This window comes from Piscinibacter gummiphilus (genome assembly GCF_002116905.1).
Lineage (GTDB): Bacteria > Pseudomonadota > Gammaproteobacteria > Burkholderiales > Burkholderiaceae_C > Rhizobacter > Rhizobacter gummiphilus.
In genome coordinates, this window is sequence record NZ_CP015118.1 from 355,902 (window position 1) to 370,041 (window position 14,140).

Annotated in this window: 15 protein-coding genes; 8 read left to right on the forward strand and 7 right to left on the reverse strand. The window is 69.3% G+C overall.

Annotation, left to right across the window (positions count from 1 at the left end; all coding sequences use genetic code 11):
- The first annotated feature begins 297 nt into the window (after window positions 1-297).
- The 3 genes from A4W93_RS01525 to A4W93_RS29430 are packed head-to-tail and all read left to right on the forward strand — an operon-like array spanning window position 298 to window position 2,293.
- The gene (locus A4W93_RS01525; RefSeq protein WP_157782100.1) at window positions 298-1,110 is read left to right on the forward strand and encodes a TIGR04255 family protein; all 813 of its coding nucleotides are present in this window, start codon (window positions 298-300) and stop codon (window positions 1,108-1,110) included.
- Entirely contained in the window at window positions 1,091-1,594 is a 504-nt protein-coding gene (locus A4W93_RS29425; protein ID WP_157131569.1) for a hypothetical protein, read from the forward strand. Before A4W93_RS01525 ends, A4W93_RS29425 begins: the two co-directional genes overlap by 20 nt.
- A gap of 6 nt (window positions 1,595-1,600) precedes the next feature.
- Entirely contained in the window at window positions 1,601-2,293 is a 693-nt protein-coding gene (locus A4W93_RS29430; protein WP_157131570.1) for a hypothetical protein, read from the forward strand.
- Window positions 2,294-2,525: 232 nt separating this feature from the next.
- On the opposite strand, the gene A4W93_RS01530 is transcribed toward A4W93_RS29430, so the two are convergent.
- The 5 genes from A4W93_RS01530 to A4W93_RS01550 are packed head-to-tail and all read right to left on the reverse strand — an operon-like array spanning window position 2,526 to window position 6,819.
- Window positions 2,526-3,026: a cytochrome P460 family protein gene (locus tag A4W93_RS01530; RefSeq protein ID WP_085748933.1), complete on the reverse strand. Its 501-nt coding sequence runs from the start codon at window positions 3,024-3,026 to the stop codon at window positions 2,526-2,528.
- A gap of 20 nt (window positions 3,027-3,046) precedes the next feature.
- Entirely contained in the window at window positions 3,047-4,468 is a 1,422-nt protein-coding gene (locus A4W93_RS01535; RefSeq protein WP_085748934.1) for an aldehyde dehydrogenase family protein, read from the reverse strand.
- A gap of 18 nt (window positions 4,469-4,486) precedes the next feature.
- Complete coding sequence (locus A4W93_RS01540) at window positions 4,487-4,909, reverse strand: Ohr family peroxiredoxin (RefSeq protein ID WP_085748935.1); 423 nt, start codon at window positions 4,907-4,909, stop codon at window positions 4,487-4,489.
- Between the two features lie 58 nt (window positions 4,910-4,967).
- Window positions 4,968-5,987, reverse strand: coding sequence for an alpha/beta fold hydrolase (locus tag A4W93_RS01545; RefSeq protein WP_085748936.1), 1,020 nt, complete (start codon window positions 5,985-5,987; stop codon window positions 4,968-4,970).
- A 34-nt stretch (window positions 5,988-6,021) separates the two neighbouring features.
- Window positions 6,022-6,819 carry an alpha/beta fold hydrolase gene (locus A4W93_RS01550; RefSeq protein ID WP_085748937.1) on the reverse strand — a complete coding sequence of 266 codons (798 nt, stop codon included), beginning with the start codon at window positions 6,817-6,819 and terminating at the stop codon, window positions 6,022-6,024.
- Window positions 6,820-7,042: 223 nt separating this feature from the next.
- Between A4W93_RS01550 and A4W93_RS01555 the strand changes: the two genes are divergently transcribed.
- From A4W93_RS01555 to A4W93_RS01575, 5 genes are read left to right on the forward strand one after another with little or no spacing between them, the layout of a single operon-like run.
- The gene (locus A4W93_RS01555; protein ID WP_085748938.1) at window positions 7,043-7,717 is read left to right on the forward strand and encodes a TetR/AcrR family transcriptional regulator; all 675 of its coding nucleotides are present in this window, start codon (window positions 7,043-7,045) and stop codon (window positions 7,715-7,717) included.
- 8 nt (window positions 7,718-7,725) lie between these two features.
- Window positions 7,726-8,553 (forward strand): FAD binding domain-containing protein, encoded by an 828-nt coding sequence (locus A4W93_RS01560; protein ID WP_085748939.1) that lies wholly within the window; start codon window positions 7,726-7,728, stop codon window positions 8,551-8,553.
- Entirely contained in the window at window positions 8,550-11,318 is a 2,769-nt protein-coding gene (locus tag A4W93_RS01565; RefSeq protein ID WP_085748940.1) for a molybdopterin-dependent oxidoreductase, read from the forward strand. Before A4W93_RS01560 ends, A4W93_RS01565 begins: the two co-directional genes overlap by 4 nt.
- Window positions 11,319-11,320: 2 nt before the next feature.
- Window positions 11,321-11,518, forward strand: a complete 198-nt coding sequence (locus tag A4W93_RS01570) for a DUF3311 domain-containing protein (protein WP_085748941.1) — start codon at window positions 11,321-11,323, stop codon at window positions 11,516-11,518.
- Entirely contained in the window at window positions 11,515-13,002 is a 1,488-nt protein-coding gene (locus tag A4W93_RS01575) for a sodium:solute symporter family protein (protein ID WP_085748942.1), read from the forward strand. The genes A4W93_RS01570 and A4W93_RS01575 overlap by 4 nt, the downstream gene beginning before the upstream one ends.
- Window positions 13,003-13,031: 29 nt before the next feature.
- Here A4W93_RS01575 and A4W93_RS01580 read toward each other — a convergent pair whose 3' ends face one another.
- Window positions 13,032-13,424, reverse strand: a complete 393-nt coding sequence (locus tag A4W93_RS01580; protein ID WP_085748943.1) for a response regulator transcription factor — start codon at window positions 13,422-13,424, stop codon at window positions 13,032-13,034.
- Window positions 13,425-13,434: 10 nt separating this feature from the next.
- The gene (locus A4W93_RS01585) at window positions 13,435-14,121 is read right to left on the reverse strand and encodes a response regulator transcription factor (protein ID WP_085748944.1); all 687 of its coding nucleotides are present in this window, start codon (window positions 14,119-14,121) and stop codon (window positions 13,435-13,437) included.
- Window positions 14,122-14,140: the final 19 nt, after the last annotated feature.

The window sequence follows — 14,140 nt, forward strand, 5'->3', positions numbered from 1 at the left end:
CGATTCAGCTCCGCGCGAAATCCGACCGCTTTTTGATTCGGATCTCTGAAGTCGGACAATTGACGTCGTAGGCGCAAATGTGCCGAGGCGATCACCTCGGGTCGCAAGGATGTGGGACGGCAAGCTCATAGGATGAGCGAGCTTGCAAATTTCGTTCGTGCTCCGCTCGACTGAGGAGTCCCCGCTCAGGAAGCATGTGTTGCCGCGCCGCGGGTCGTTGAGCGCGCACGGCACCGAGCCGGTATCATGCGACCCATCCCCCCGGTAGCAGCTGACCCCTATGCAAAGAGAAGTGCAATGAGGATCGAGGCGTTTCAGCGCGTCGTCTATGAGCACAATCCTCTCGCCGAGGTTGTCTGCCAAGTGGCTTTTGAGCGGCTTGAATCCTTGGACGAACGAGTAAGTGCGGCGATGCGCGCGGCGTTTGCTGATTTGGGATATTCAGAGGCCGAGCAGGTCGGAGTGACCGTGGGACTTCCCCCGGGAATCGTCGTCGCGAGCAGTGGCGCCCAGCCCCAAATGACGCAGCACCTGCGGGTTGATCATTTTGGAACTCCGGACGGCGTGTGGAAGGTTTCGTTCTCGGCAGACTTCCTCGCTTTGACCTGCTTGAAGTACTCGGGTTGGAAAGAATTCCTGCCGCGGATGCTTTGTGCAGTCCAAACTGTCGTTGGTTTCTGCGTTATTGACTCACCGAAGCGGCTGGGGCTTCGGTACAGGGATGTGGTCGAGCGCGAGCCATTAGGGCTCGGAGGGAGTTCTTGGCATGAACTCATCGAACCATTTCTCCTTGGCCCGATGGCACCAAATGCTCTCGCGAGCGGGCAAATACCGTCAGAGGATGAAGTCGAGAGCTTCGTTTCTCAGTCGGTCCTGAAGCTCGATAACTCGATGGTTTTTCTCCAAAGCTCTCTCCTACGCTCGCTGGAGGGCAGTCGAAGGGCTTTCATGATCGACGCCGATTTCTACAACGACAGCGGCTTGGAGGCCGATTTGCTCGGCAATGACGCGTCGCTCGAGTTGCGTCTTAATACTTTGCATGAAAACGCCGGCGCGCTTTTCCGACGCGGTATAACGGATACCCTGCACAATGCATTACGTCCACGTTGAACCCTCAAGGGCGGTGATTCTTAGCCCGGCGGGACTCGGCAGTTACGCGGGTGCGCAGTTTCGTGACGCTTGGATGGATTCGGTGCGGGCGCCGCAAACGAATAGCGAATACTCGCAGATGTTCGTGCACGCCAGTTCCGGAGAGGTTCTGGAAGCTGCGAGCGTGAAGTCATATCGACTGGCCGCGGGTGCAAAGAGATGGCAGCGACACGTCTTGGATCCGCATGCTACGGCCGACGTCGATGCCTTGACGGAAACGGTGGAGGCTGCGCTTGAATTCATTTCTGAGTTCGGTCCACCCACTCTATCGCTGGAATATTTTCGAAGCGGCTCAGTCCAGTGCGAGCACTTGGCCGCTGTATTGCGCGCGTCGTGCAGTTGGCGGCAAGAAATCCCCGGTTGGGATGAAGCGGTGGAAGTCGCGAGAGTGGCGGCCGAAGCCGCTGGCCTCGACCCCGAAGATGTCCTCTACGGACTGATCTGACCGAACATGACCCTGGCGAATCTCACTGCAGTCCCTTTCACTCGGGATCAGATCGCAGTGGCCATTTCGCATAGTTCGATGGGGGCGGGCCATGTGGGGATCGGTTTTCACTCCGTCGCGGACGGACCCCAAGTGCTGCATCTTGCGTGGCACCGAAAACTCAAAATTGAACGAGTTCTTGACGAGCTCACCCAATGTTGGGCAGCTGAGCCTTGTGCCCTCCCTCCATCCGCCGGCAAGCAGGTCGTGGCCTTTGTTCGTGCCGTCGCCAAACGTGGTCCGACAATCAACTACGCCGTCGACTTTATTGCTTCAAGAGGCTCATTCAGTGGAAACGGTGCATATAAGGCGCCGAAGGGCAGTCACGGGTTGACGTGCGCGTCGTTCGTTGCAGAGGTGTTCCGTGGGGCCGGTGCTCCACTGGTCAAGAGTGAAACTTGGCGGGACGACTTCGCGAACCGTGAATGGGGCGAGCGGGTCTGCAAACAGCTGGAAGCAGACGAGCACGTCGAGGTTGGCCATGCCGAGGCCGTGCGCAAGACCATTAGTAGCCTTCGCCTGAGGCCATTCGAGGTGGCCGGCGCCTGTCGTGTGTCGCCAAAGGAATGGCCGGCGACGTTTGACGCGGTGCAAGGGCCAGCAGCGCAGATTGCTGCCGAGCTGCCGGGCATCTGCCCGCTTCCCGCGCAGCCCGCCTAACGAAGGGCGGCGTTGCCTCTTGCTCCTACCCACAGCCGGCTTTAGGGCATGAGGACTCCTGTAGACCATTCGGCCCGGAGCCTTCTTATCAACAAAAACATGTGGTGGAAGTGGTCGACCCCGCTCGTAACCCACACTTTTTGGTAGGCATAACCGTTCTGATCGGACCTTTCCGGGATTCGAACAAGGGACCGCGGCGAAAGCCCCGGTCCCTTTTTTGTCGCCTGCAACGTCATGGCTTCCACCGCGTGAACACGTAGTCGCGATCCTTGACCAGCGCCGCATGGCAGGCGAAGCAGGTCTGGTGCTGCGCGAGGTCGGCCGGCTTTCCGTCCACGAACCTTCCGAAACCCCAGCCGCCCGTCTCCGGGTACCGGCGGGCGTCCTTGACCATCACCTGCACCGTGGTGGCCGCGCCGGGCACCAGCGCGGCGCCGAACTCCTTCGAGGGCTCGTGTTTCCACGCGAGCTTCACGAGCACGGTCCCGTCCGGGAAGGGGAGCCGGCCGCGCTGGTAGGCCTCGATGGCCCGCGGGTTGCCGAGCACCGCCCGCAGTTCGTTCAGGGGCGCCGATTCGAGCGCCGGCGCCACCAGTTCCCATCGGCGGTAGCCTTCGGGCACCGTGACACCGTAGATCGGCGAGGCGTCCGGCTTGGCGGGCGGGGGCGCCGCGACGGCGGCGCACGACAGGACGGCCAGCGCGGCGCGGGCGAGGGACTGAAGAGGGTTCATGGTTGCTCCGGACATGTGTGTCACAAGGTCATGACGACCTTGGCCTCGAGGAAGGACTCGAGTCCCTGCACGCCGTACTCCCGCCCCCAGCCCGAGGCCTTGTAGCCCCCGAACGGGGCGAGCGGGTCGTGCTGCATGCCGTTGATGGCCACCCGGCCGACCTGCATCCGGCGCGCCACCGCCTGCGCCCGAGCGAGGTCGGACGAGAACACGTAGCCATGCAGGCCGTAGAGGGAGTCGTTGGCGATGCGGACGGCCTCGTCCTCGTCGCGGTACGTGAGGACGCACAGCACCGGTCCGAAGATCTCTTCCTGCGCGATCGCCATGTCGTTCGTCACCTGCGAGAAGACGGTGGGCCGGACGAAGTAGCCGCGCGGGAGTCCGTCGGGACGGCCCTCACCGCCGGTCACCACCGTCGCGCCTTCTTCGATGCCGCGCCGGATGTAGCGCTGCACGCGTTCGAACTGTGCGGCGTTGACCATCGGGCCGATGGTGGTGGACGGATCGGACGGATCGCCGACCCGCAGCGCGGCCACCCCACGTCGCACGCGGTCGAGCACCGCGTCCAGCCGGTGCTCGGGCACCAGCAGGCGCGAGCCGGCGATGCAGGCCTGCCCGCTGTTCTGGAAGGCCGCGGTCAGCGCGGCCGGCACTGCCGTGTCGAGGTCGGCGTCGTCGAGCACGATCGTGGGGGACTTGCCGCCCAGGCCGAGGCTGAGGCGCTTGAACGTGTCGATGGCCATCCGCGCGATGGCCTTGCCGGTGGCGGTGGAGCCGGTGAACGAGATCTTCGCGACGTCGGGATGCGTGCACAGCGCGCTGCCCACCGCATCGCCCCGCCCGTTGACGAAGTTCACGACCCCCGGAGGCAGGCCGGCCTCGTGCACCGCCTGGGCGACGAGGAGGCTCTGCAAGGGGCTGAGCTCGCTGGGCTTGACGACCGACGGGCAACCGGCGGCGATGGCCATCGCCACCTTCCCGCAGATGGAGCCGGCCGTGCTGTTCCAGGGCGTGATGAGGGCGGCGACGCCCACGGCCTCCATCACGAGGGTGGAGTGACCCACCGGACGCTCGAACGCATAGTCCCGGACCGTCGACGCGGCGTCGAGGAAGGTCTGCGCGGCGAACTTCGAGACCCACGTGGCACGGGAGACGGGGCCGCCGTACTCCTCGATCGTCGCGTCGCGCAGTTCGCCGGTGCGTGCGAGCACGGCGTCGTGCAGGCGCTCCAGCATGCCGATGCGCTCCGCCGTGCTCGTGCGCGAGAAGCCGGGCAAGGCCCGGTGCGCCGCCGCGACGGCGCGCCGGGCGTCCTCCGCGTCGCCCAGCGCGGCGGAGCCCATGGCGATTTCGGTGGCCGGGTCGATGCGTTCGATGCGCTCCCGTCCGTGCGGCTCGACGAAGGCGCCGTCGATGTAGAAGTGATCCAGGGTGTGCGGCATGGTGACGTCTCCCGCCGGTCAGCCGATGGCCAGTTCGATCTCGATGTTCCCGCGCAGCGCGAGGGAGTACGGGCACAGGTCGTGGGCCCCGTCCACGAGGGCCCACTTCTGCGCGTCGCTCAGGCCCGGCAGGTCGACCTTCAGCCGGACGGCGAGCGCGAAGCCGCCGTCACCGGCGACCCCGAGCGTCACCTGCGCCTCGATCGACGCGTCGTCGGGCACGCGGGTGTGGTCCGCCGTCTTCACGCGGCGCATCGCGCCGAGGAAGCACGCCGAGTACCCCACCGCGAGCAGCTGTTCGGGGTTGGTGCCGCGGCCCCCCGAGCCCGGCAGGCTCAGGGCCACGTCGAGCGCGCCGTCTGACGAGGTGCCGGTGCCTTCCCGCCCTCCGGTCGTGACGGTGGTGGCGGTGTAGATCGATTTGTCGATGGTTCGGATCATGGGAGGGTCCTGTTCGGAAAACATGGGAATGGCGTGGTCGCCGCGGGGGAGCCGCGGTTCACCAACGGCTGACGTCGACGATCGCCTTCACGAACGCGTCCGGCGCCTCCTGCGGCAGGTTGTGGCCGATGCCGCCGGTGAGGTTGCGGTGCTCGTACTTGCCGGTGAAGCGCGATGCGTAGGACGCCGGCGCCGGATGGGGGGCGCCGTTGGCATCGCCCTCGAGGGTGATGGACGGCAGGGCCACCGACTTCACCTTGGCGAGCTTCTCCTCCAGCGTGTCGTACTGCGGGTCACCGTCGGCGAGGCCGATGCGCCACCGGTAGTTGTGCACGACGAGCGCCACCTGGTCGGGGTTCACGAGGCTCTGCGCGGAGCGCTCGAACGTGGCGTCGTCGAAGTGCCATTCCGGCGAGGCCTGCTGCCAGATCAGCCGCGCGAACGCCTTCAGGTTCTTCTCGTAGCCGAGCCGGCCGCGTTCGGTCGCCAGGTAGAACTGGTACCACCAGGACAACTCGTCGGCCGGTGCGAGCGGCACGGCTGCGGCCGCCCGGTTGATGACGAGGAAGCCGCTGACCGAGACCAGCGCCTGGCACCGTTCGGGCCACAGCGCCGCCAGCACGCAGGCGTTGCGGGCGCCCCAGTCGCACCCGGCGACGATCGCACGGCGAATGCCGAGCGCATCCATCAGCGCGATCGCATCCGCGGCCAGTGCCGTCTGCTGCGCCGATCGCAGCGTCGCGCCCGACAGGAAGCGCGTGCTGCCGTAGCCGCGCAGGTGCGGCACCACGACCCGGTAGCCCAGCGCGGCCAGCTGGGGGGCGACGTCCTCGTAGCTGTGGATGTCGTAGGGCCAGCCGTGGAAGAGCAGGACGGGCGTGCCGTCGCGCGGGCCGAGGTCGACGTAGCCGACGTCGAGCGGGCCGGCGTCGATCTGGCGCACGGGGCCGAAGGCGGATCGCGCGGTGCCGGCCGGCGACGATGCGTTGGCGGACGCGGCCAGCCCGGCCAGGGCGATGCCGGCGCCGCTGGCGGCGGCCATCGACAGGAACTTGCGGCGAGAGGTTTCGTGGGTCATGGGAATCTCCGGGTGGGATTGGGGGCGGGCGGTTTCAGTCGGCCGACCGGGCCGCGGCTTCGATCAGCGATGCCACGGCGTGCGGATGGCTCACCTGCGGCACGTGCGAGGCGTGCTGGATGACGACCGCCTGGCGGGCGTGGGCGCGCTCGGCCATCCATGCCATCGCCGCCGACGGAATGTTCTTGTCGCCCGAGCCGTAGATGAAGTACGACGGGATGCCCTTCCACGCGCTGCCCGGGCTGCCCTCCTTGAGGGCGGCCTCGGCCACCGGACGCTGGCCGATGGCCATCAGGCGGGCCGCGCCGGGGTTGACGTCGGCGGCGAACTGGCCGCGGAAACGGGCCTGGTCGATGTACAGGTCGACGCCCCCGTCGGGCAGCGGAACCGGCTTGGCCAGCGCGTCGCCGAGCGAGCTGCCCGGGAACTTGCCCGCCAGGTCCGCGACCGATTCGCCGGCCTCGGGCGCGAAGGCGGAGACGAACACCAGCGCCCGGACCTGCGCCTTGCCGACGGCCGCGTTGCTGATGATCGAGCCGCCGTAGGAGTGGCCGACCAGAACGATCGGACCGGTGATCTGGTCGAGCACGCTGGCGGTGTAGCGGGAGTCGCCGGACAGGCTGCGCAGCGGATTGGCGACCGCGACCACGGGGTAGCCCTTGCCGCGGAGTTCACCGGCGACGCCGTTCCAGCTGGACGAATCGGCGAACGCCCCATGGACGAGCACGATGGTCGGCTTGGCGGCCGCCACGGGGTCCTTGGCGACGGTGGCACCGGCCGCGGCCACGAGGGCGAACGGCAGGACGAAGGAGCGGAAGAATCGACGGGACATGGTGGGCCTCTGATGGAGTGGATCGGTCGCCTGCACCCTCGCAAGTCAAGGGTGCCGCGATGTCCCGTATCAGAGCAGTCCGGCCGCGTTCGCAGTATTGAACGCTGGTGTCCCGGACTCATACCTCGGTTTACCCGCCGGCCGCCGGTTTGTCGGGACCGCGCACGCTGTGTATGATCCGCATCTCATGTAGTGATCACTACATGTAAATGATCGAGAGCACATGACGCAACTCAAGCAAGGCAAGCCGGTGCGTGGCACGGGTGTGCGCGAGGCCGCGGCGCAGGCCACGCGTGACAGCATCCTCCGCGCGGCCACGAAGGTCTTCGCCCGCTACGGCTACGACGGCGGCAGCGTCGAGAAGATCTCCCAGACGGCCAAGACGTACGATCGGATGATCTACTACTACTTCGGCAACAAGGAAGGCCTCTTCATCGCCGTGCTGGAGGACATCTACCAGCGCATGGACGACGCCGAGGCGAAGTTCGCCCCCGACCCGTCCGACCCCGTCGAGGCCTTGAAGACCGTCGTGCGCTTCAAGGTCGCGTACTACCGGAAGAACCCCGACTTCATCACGCTGCTGAACACCGAGAACCTGCACAAGGGCAAGCACGTTTCCAAGTCGCCCCGCGCCCGCGAGTTCTCCGCCCAGGCGGTGACCCTGATCGCCGACATCCTCGCCGTGGGGGCCGAACGGGGTCTTTTCCGAAGCGACCTGGACGCCCGCGACGTCTACCTGCTGATCGTCTCGATGTCGTACTTCTACACCTCCAACCGCTACACGATGTCGGCATTCCTGGGCGAAGCCCTCGACGGCGCCGAGGCCGTGGCGCGGTGGGAGGCCGTGGTCATCGACTGCATCCTCCGGACCGTGCGCGTGGACGCACCCTCCCGCTGAGCCTGGCCGTGACCTACCTCGTCGCAGACCGCCTCGACGACGCCCTGTCAGCGCTCGCGCGCGAGCCGCACCGCATCGTGTGCGGCGCGACCGACTGCTACGCCGAGCCGGTGCCCGGCACACCGGGCCCGTGGCTCGACATCAGCCGCATCGGGGCGCTGCGGGGCATCCGGCACGACGGTGACTGCGTCCACATCGGCGCCATCACCTCGTGGGACGACATCGACACCTCCCCGCGGGTGCCCCGAGGGCTGCGCGAGGCGGCCCGTGGCATCGGCTCGCGCCAGATCCGCGTGCAGGGCACGGTCGGCGGCAACCTGTGCCATGCGGCACCCGCCGCCGATGGCGTGCCGGCCCTGCTCGCGCTGCAGGCGCGCGTGCAGCTCGCCAGCGCCCGCGGGCTGCGGGAGCTGCCGCTCGAGCAGTTCGTGCTCGGCCGGCGGCGCACGGCCCTGCGTTCCGACGAACTCCTGAGCGCCGTGGTGTTCGACGCGCCCGGCGCGGCCGACACCACCGCGTTCGTCAAGTGCACCCATCGCGAAGGTCCGGCCCTGGCGGTCGTGTCGGCCGCCGTCCGCCTGCGCTGGCGTGAATGCGGGGTTGTCGCGAGTGCGATGGTGGCGGTCGGCGCGGCGTCCGAGGTCCCCTGCCGCGTGCGGGCCGTCGAAGCCGGGCTGGAAGGCGCCGACCCATCGGAGATGGCCCGGCGCATCGCCGCGTCGCCACTGCCGGAACTGGCCCCCATCGACGATTGCCGCGGCTCGTCCGCCCTGCGGCTGCACCTCGCGCGGGTGGCCATCGCGCGGGCCTGCGAACGCGCCGGGAGACCTGCATGAGCCACGACCCGCACGGCTGGATCGTGGTCAACGGTCAGCGCCACGCCGCGCCGGCCGACGGCTCGCGGCCGGCCACCGACTACCTGCGCGACGAGCTGGGCCTCACGGGCACCAAGGTCGGGTGCGGCCAGGGCGACTGCGGCAGCTGCACCATCCAGGTCGACGGCGAGGCCCGGTACGCCTGCCTGATCCCGGTCGCGCAACTGACGGGCCGCCACGTGCTGACCGTCGAGGGGCTCGCCACCGGCAGCCGCTGTGGGCAGCGTCTGCAGCAGGCCTTCCTCGCCCACCAGGCCGTGCAGTGCGGCTTCTGCATCCCGGGCATGCTGATGGCCTCGGCCGCGGCGATCGACGCCGGCCGCGTCCACGACCGCGGCAGCGCCTGCGATGCGATCGACGGCGTGCTGTGCCGCTGCACCGGCTACCGCAAGATCGTCGAGGCCGTCACCGAGGTGGCGACCGCCGCCGCGCCGCGCGCCCTCACGGTGGCATCGGAAGATGGCCCCGCGGTGGGCCAGCCGGTCACGAGGCTCGACGGACCCGGCAAGGTCGATGGCAGCCAGCAGTTCGGCGCCGACGGCTTTCCGCCGCACTGCCTCTACCTGCGCGCGGTGCGCAGCCCGCACGCGCGGGCCGCGTTCCGCTTCGGCGACCTGGAGTCGTTCGTGCGCGCCCATCCGGGCGTCTCGCGTGTCCTGACCCATGCCGACGTCCCCGCGCTGAACCTGCATGGCGTCGCCACCCCGTACGCCGACCAGCCCGTGCTGCCGGACCGGGAGGTGCGGCACCACCTCGAGGCGGTGGCCCTGGTCGCCGGAGAGCGCGACGCGCTGGCCGCCCTCGACCTGTCCGTGTTCCCGGTGATCTGGGATCCGCTGCCGGCGGTCTTCGATGTCGACGACGCAGCGGGCGGCGACAGCCCGCGGCTGCACGCGCACCGGTCCGGGAACCTGCTGATCGAGGGACTCGTGCGGCAGGGCGACGCGGCCGAAGCGCTGCGCACGGCGCCGCACGTGGTGCACGGCACGTTCGAGTCCAGCTTCGTCGAACACGCGTACCTGGAGCCCGAGGCGGGCTGGGCCCGGCGGGTCGGTGACACGGTCGAGGTCCACACGACCACGCAGGCGCCCCACCCGCACCGCGCCGACCTGGCGCGCATCCTGGGCGTGCCGCCGGAGCAGGTGCGTGTGGTGCCCACTGCCGTGGGTGGCGGGTTCGGCGGCAAGCTCGACATGACGGTGCAGCCGCTCCTCGCGCTGGCGGCCTGGCACCTGGATCGTCCCGTCGCCATGGTGCTGACCCGCGAGGAATCGATGGCCACGTCGACCAAGCGCCACCCCGCCCGCATGGTGTCGAGCATGGCCGCCGACGCGCAGGGCCGGCTGTGCGCCGTCTCGTTCGAGGGCCGCTACAACACCGGTGCCTATGCCTCGTGGGGCACGGCCGTGGCGAACCGCGTTCCCGTGCACGCCGGAGGCCCGTACCGCGTGCGGCACTACCTGGCCAGCGCCCGGGCCATCCACACGCACATCACGCCGGCGGGGGCGTTCCGCGGCTTCGGCGTGCCGCAGACGTTGATGCTTCAGGAGCAGCTCGTCGACGAACTCGCGATCCGGGTGGGCATGGACCCGCTCGAGTTCCGGGCGCGCAATGCGCTGCGGCCCGGTGACCCCATTCCCACCGGCCAGGTGCTCGACGGCAGCGTGGGCTTCCTCGCCTGCCTCGAGGCGCTGCGCCCGGCCTGGGCCGAGGCCCAGGTTCGGGTGGCCGCGCTGAACGCGGCGGCCCCGGCCCACCTCCGCCACGGCGTCGGGCTCGCGGCGTTCTTCTACGGCTGCGGCAACACCGCGCTGCCCAATCCGTCCACGGTGCGCATCGGCCTGCGGCCCGATGGCGCCCTGGTGCTGCACCAGGGCGCCGTCGATGCCGGACAGGGCGCCAACACCGTCATCCCGCAGATCGCGGCCGACGCCTTGGGCGTCCCCCTCGACCAGCTGGTGATCGTCGGCCCCGACACGCATCTGACGCCCGACTGCGGCCGCACGTCGGCGTCCCGGCAGACCTTCGTCACGGGCCGGGCGGCGTTCCTCGCCGGCACGTCGCTGCGCCGCCAGGTGCGGCGACTGCTGGATGCCGGCGAGGACGCCCCCGTTGCCTTCGGCGACGGCTGGGTCGCGGCGGGCGGCGCCCGGATGGCGCTGCAGTCCCTGCCCACGGACCGGCACGGCTACGTGCTGGCCGCGGAGGAATCCTTCGATCCCCCGTCCACCGCGCTGGATGCGGACGGACAGGGACGCCCCTATGCCACCTACGCCTTCGGCGCCCAGCTGGCCGAGGTGCAGGTCGATTGCGAGACCGGGCGCGTGCGCGTGCGCCGCGTCGTCGCGGCCCACGATGTCGGCAAGGCGGTGAACCCGACGCTGCTCGAAGGACAGGTGGAAGGCGCCGTCGCACAAGGGGTGGGCATGGCGCTGATGGAGAAGTACCATCCGGGCCGCCACAACAACCTGCACGACTACCTGATCCCCACGGTGCACGACATGCCCGACGTCGAGACCTTCTTCATCGAGTCGCCGACCCCCGACGGACCCTACGGGGCCAAGGGCATCGGGGAACCGGCCCTGGTGCCCACCGCGGCCGCCATCCTCAACGCCGTCCACCACGCCACCGGTGCGCGCGTGCGCGAGGCACCGGCATCGCCCGACGTCGTGTTGCGCGCGCTGGCGGCGCGCGGTGACGCGCCGTCGCAGGCCACCCCCTCCTGACCATGCGACTGCACCACGCCATCGGGCTGCTGCCCTTCGCCTTCAGTCTGGGCGGTCTCGCCTTCGCCGACCGGGTCCATCCGTTCGTGTTCGGCCTGCCGTTTTTCCTGGCCTGGACCATCGCGGGCGCGCTGCTGTGCGCGGCCGCGATGGCCTGCGTGTACTGCCTCGATCCCGCCAACCGGGGCCCGGACGAATGAACGCCGCCGCAGCGGTCATCGCGCTGACGCTGCTGCTGTCGGTGGGGGTGGGCCTGCGTGCGCGGCGCGGTGCGGCGATGAACCTCGAGCAGTGGGGCGTGGGCGGGCGCGGATTCCCGGCGGTGCTGGTGTTCGTGCTGATGGCGGGCGAGCTCTACACGACGTTCACGTTCCTCGGCGCCAGCGGCTTCGCCTACGGACACGGCGGGGCGGCGTTCTACATCATCGTCTACACCTGCCTGGCGTTCGCGATGTCGTACTGGCTGCTGCCTCCGATCTGGCGATTCGCCCGGCAGCACGGGGCCATCACGCAGCCGGAAGTGTTCGCGAAGGCGTACGGCAGCCCGGCGCTCGGGTGGCTGGTGGCGGTGGTGGCGCTGGTGGCGCTGGTGCCGTACCTCATCGTGCAGTTCAAGGGGCTCGGCCTCATCGTGCAGCTGACCTCGTATGGCGCGCTGACCCCCGCCACCGCGGTGTGGCTCGGTGCCGCCGCCATGACGCTGCACGTGACGCTGTCGGGCATGCACGGCTCGGCCGTCACCGCGGTGGTCAAGGACGTGCTGGTGCTGGCGGTCTGCGTGTTCCTCGGGCTCTACCTTCCGTTCCACCACCATGGCGGACTGACCCCGATGTTCGAGCGCATCGAGGCCGTGCGGCCGGGATTCCTGGCACTGCCGGAGACGGGGCAGAACCGGGTCTGGTTCGCCTCCACCGTCGTGCTGTCGAGCCTCGGCATGTACCTCTGGCCGCATGCGTTCAGCGCCACCTTCACGGCGAAGTCGGAACGCAGCTTCCGCAAGAACGCGATGGTGATGCCGCTCTACGCGCTGGTCATGCTGTTCTCGATGTTCGCGGGCTTCGCCGCCGTGCTGCAGGTGCCCGGCCTCGCCGGCGGGCAGGTGGACCTCGCCCTGCTGAAGCTGTCCATCCAGACCTTCGACCCCTGGTTCGTCGGCGTGATCGGCGCCGCGGGCATGCTGACCGCCCTGGTGCCCGGTTCCATCATGCTGATCTCCGCAGCGACTCTGCTGGTGCGCAACCTCTACCTGCCGCTGCGTCCCGGGAGCAGCGACGCGCACCTCGGGCGTGTGTCCCGCATCGCGGCCCCGCTGTTGACGCTGCTCGCCGTGTCGCTGACCCTGCATGGCGGCTCCAGCATCGTGTCCCTGCTCATCATGGGCTTCAGCATCGTGACGCAGCTGGCCCCGAGCCTGCTGGCCGCGCTGATCGGCCGACCCCGCGTCAACCGGTTCGGCGCGATGGCCGGCATCCTGACGGGGGTGGGGATGGTCGCCTCCACCGTGCTGTCGGGGGCCACGACGAAGACGCTGCTGCCCTTCGCGCCCGGCTGGGTGCACGACCTCAACGTGGGCGTGGTGGGGCTGGCCCTCAACGTGGCGGTGATGCTGGGGGTGAGCCGCGCGACACGTGCCCGCGGTGCCGGCGCGGCGATGCGCGGGGTGCCGGTCCGGTCGCCTGCCTGATGCCGGTGGTGCGCGGCGGCGGGTGAACGTCAGCCGCGCGCCGCGGCCGACAGCGCCCGGCGCACCCAGTCTTCCAGCTCCGCCGCGTCGATCGGCTTTTCGATGACGCACAGCGCGCCCTGTCGGAGCGCCCGTTGGCGGACGCCCTCCGAAGCGAGTGCGGTGATGAACACGGTCGGGACCTGCTGCCCGTTCTCCTGCAGGCGCGCCAGCAGGCCGATGCCGTCGAGTTGCTCCATGCCGATGTCGCACACCAGGCAGTCGGCGAGCGGTGCCACGTCCGCCGCCAGGAAGTCCAGGGCGGACGGAAAGGTGCGCGCATCCCAGCCGAAGGAGCGGACCAGGCTGCTCGTGGCCGTGCGGACGAACGGGTCGTCGTCGACGATCGTGACGAGCGCGCGGACGGTGGAGCCGGTTGTCACTGCGGACGCCTCAACCGACCTCGGGGAGCACACCCAGCGCCTGCATCTTGCGCACGAGTTCCGCGACCGAACGCGACCGCATCTTGCGCATGCCCTGGCCTCGGTGGATCTTCGCGGTGATCTCCGCGATGCCCATCTCTCCGGCGATCTGCTTGTTGAGGCGCCCGGCGGCCACGTGCCTGAGCACTTCACGCTCGCGCGGCGACACCTGCGCCCAGCAGTCGCGCAGCCCGTCGAGCGACCGCTCGGCGGCCAGGCGCCGCGCGTCCGCGTCCAGCGCACCGACGACCGCGTCGATCATGTCCTGCTCGCGGAACGGCTTTTCGAAGAAGTCGCGCGCGCCGGCCTTCATGGCCCGGACGGTCATCGCGATGTCCCCGTGGCCGGTCATGATGATCACGGGCAGGCGGGCGAGGCCGCTGTTCGCCAGCGACTGCTGGAACGCCAGCCCGCTCTCGCCCCGCAGCCGCACATCGAGCACCAGGCATGCCGGGCCCGGCGCCTTGGGCGCCGCGAGGAAGTCCTCGGTGGCCCCGAAATCGCAGACCTCCAGGCCCATGGACCGGAACAGCCCTTTCAGCGAGGTGCGCACGAGGGGCTCGTCGTCGACGACGTAGACCGTGCGCGCATCGGGTGGCGTGGCCACGCTCCGGTGGGGGGTGCCGGCCTCGCCGGCAAAGGAAGCGGAATGCTGCATATCGGGACCTGGGTGGACG

Excerpts from the sequence above, each read along its gene's own strand:
- A4W93_RS01550 (WP_085748937.1), bottom strand. The coding sequence starts at position 6,819 with ATGTCCCGTCGATTCTTCCGCTCCTTCGTCCTGCCGTTCGCCCTCGTG.
- A4W93_RS01575 (WP_085748942.1), top strand. The coding sequence starts at position 11,515 with ATGAACGCCGCCGCAGCGGTCATCGCGCTGACGCTGCTGCTGTCGGTG.
- A4W93_RS01540 (WP_085748935.1), bottom strand. The coding sequence starts at position 4,909 with ATGATCCGAACCATCGACAAATCGATCTACACCGCCACCACCGTCACG.
- A4W93_RS29425 (WP_157131569.1), top strand. The coding sequence starts at position 1,091 with ATGCATTACGTCCACGTTGAACCCTCAAGGGCGGTGATTCTTAGCCCG.
- A4W93_RS01555 (WP_085748938.1), top strand. The coding sequence starts at position 7,043 with ATGACGCAACTCAAGCAAGGCAAGCCGGTGCGTGGCACGGGTGTGCGC.
- A4W93_RS01545 (WP_085748936.1), bottom strand. The coding sequence starts at position 5,987 with ATGACCCACGAAACCTCTCGCCGCAAGTTCCTGTCGATGGCCGCCGCC.
- A4W93_RS01565 (WP_085748940.1), top strand. The coding sequence starts at position 8,550 with ATGAGCCACGACCCGCACGGCTGGATCGTGGTCAACGGTCAGCGCCAC.
- A4W93_RS01585 (WP_085748944.1), bottom strand. The coding sequence starts at position 14,121 with ATGCAGCATTCCGCTTCCTTTGCCGGCGAGGCCGGCACCCCCCACCGG.
- A4W93_RS01570 (WP_085748941.1), top strand. The coding sequence starts at position 11,321 with ATGCGACTGCACCACGCCATCGGGCTGCTGCCCTTCGCCTTCAGTCTG.
- A4W93_RS01535 (WP_085748934.1), bottom strand. The coding sequence starts at position 4,468 with ATGCCGCACACCCTGGATCACTTCTACATCGACGGCGCCTTCGTCGAG.
- A4W93_RS01525 (WP_157782100.1), top strand. The coding sequence starts at position 298 with ATGAGGATCGAGGCGTTTCAGCGCGTCGTCTATGAGCACAATCCTCTC.
- A4W93_RS01530 (WP_085748933.1), bottom strand. The coding sequence starts at position 3,026 with ATGAACCCTCTTCAGTCCCTCGCCCGCGCCGCGCTGGCCGTCCTGTCG.
- A4W93_RS29430 (WP_157131570.1), top strand. The coding sequence starts at position 1,601 with ATGACCCTGGCGAATCTCACTGCAGTCCCTTTCACTCGGGATCAGATC.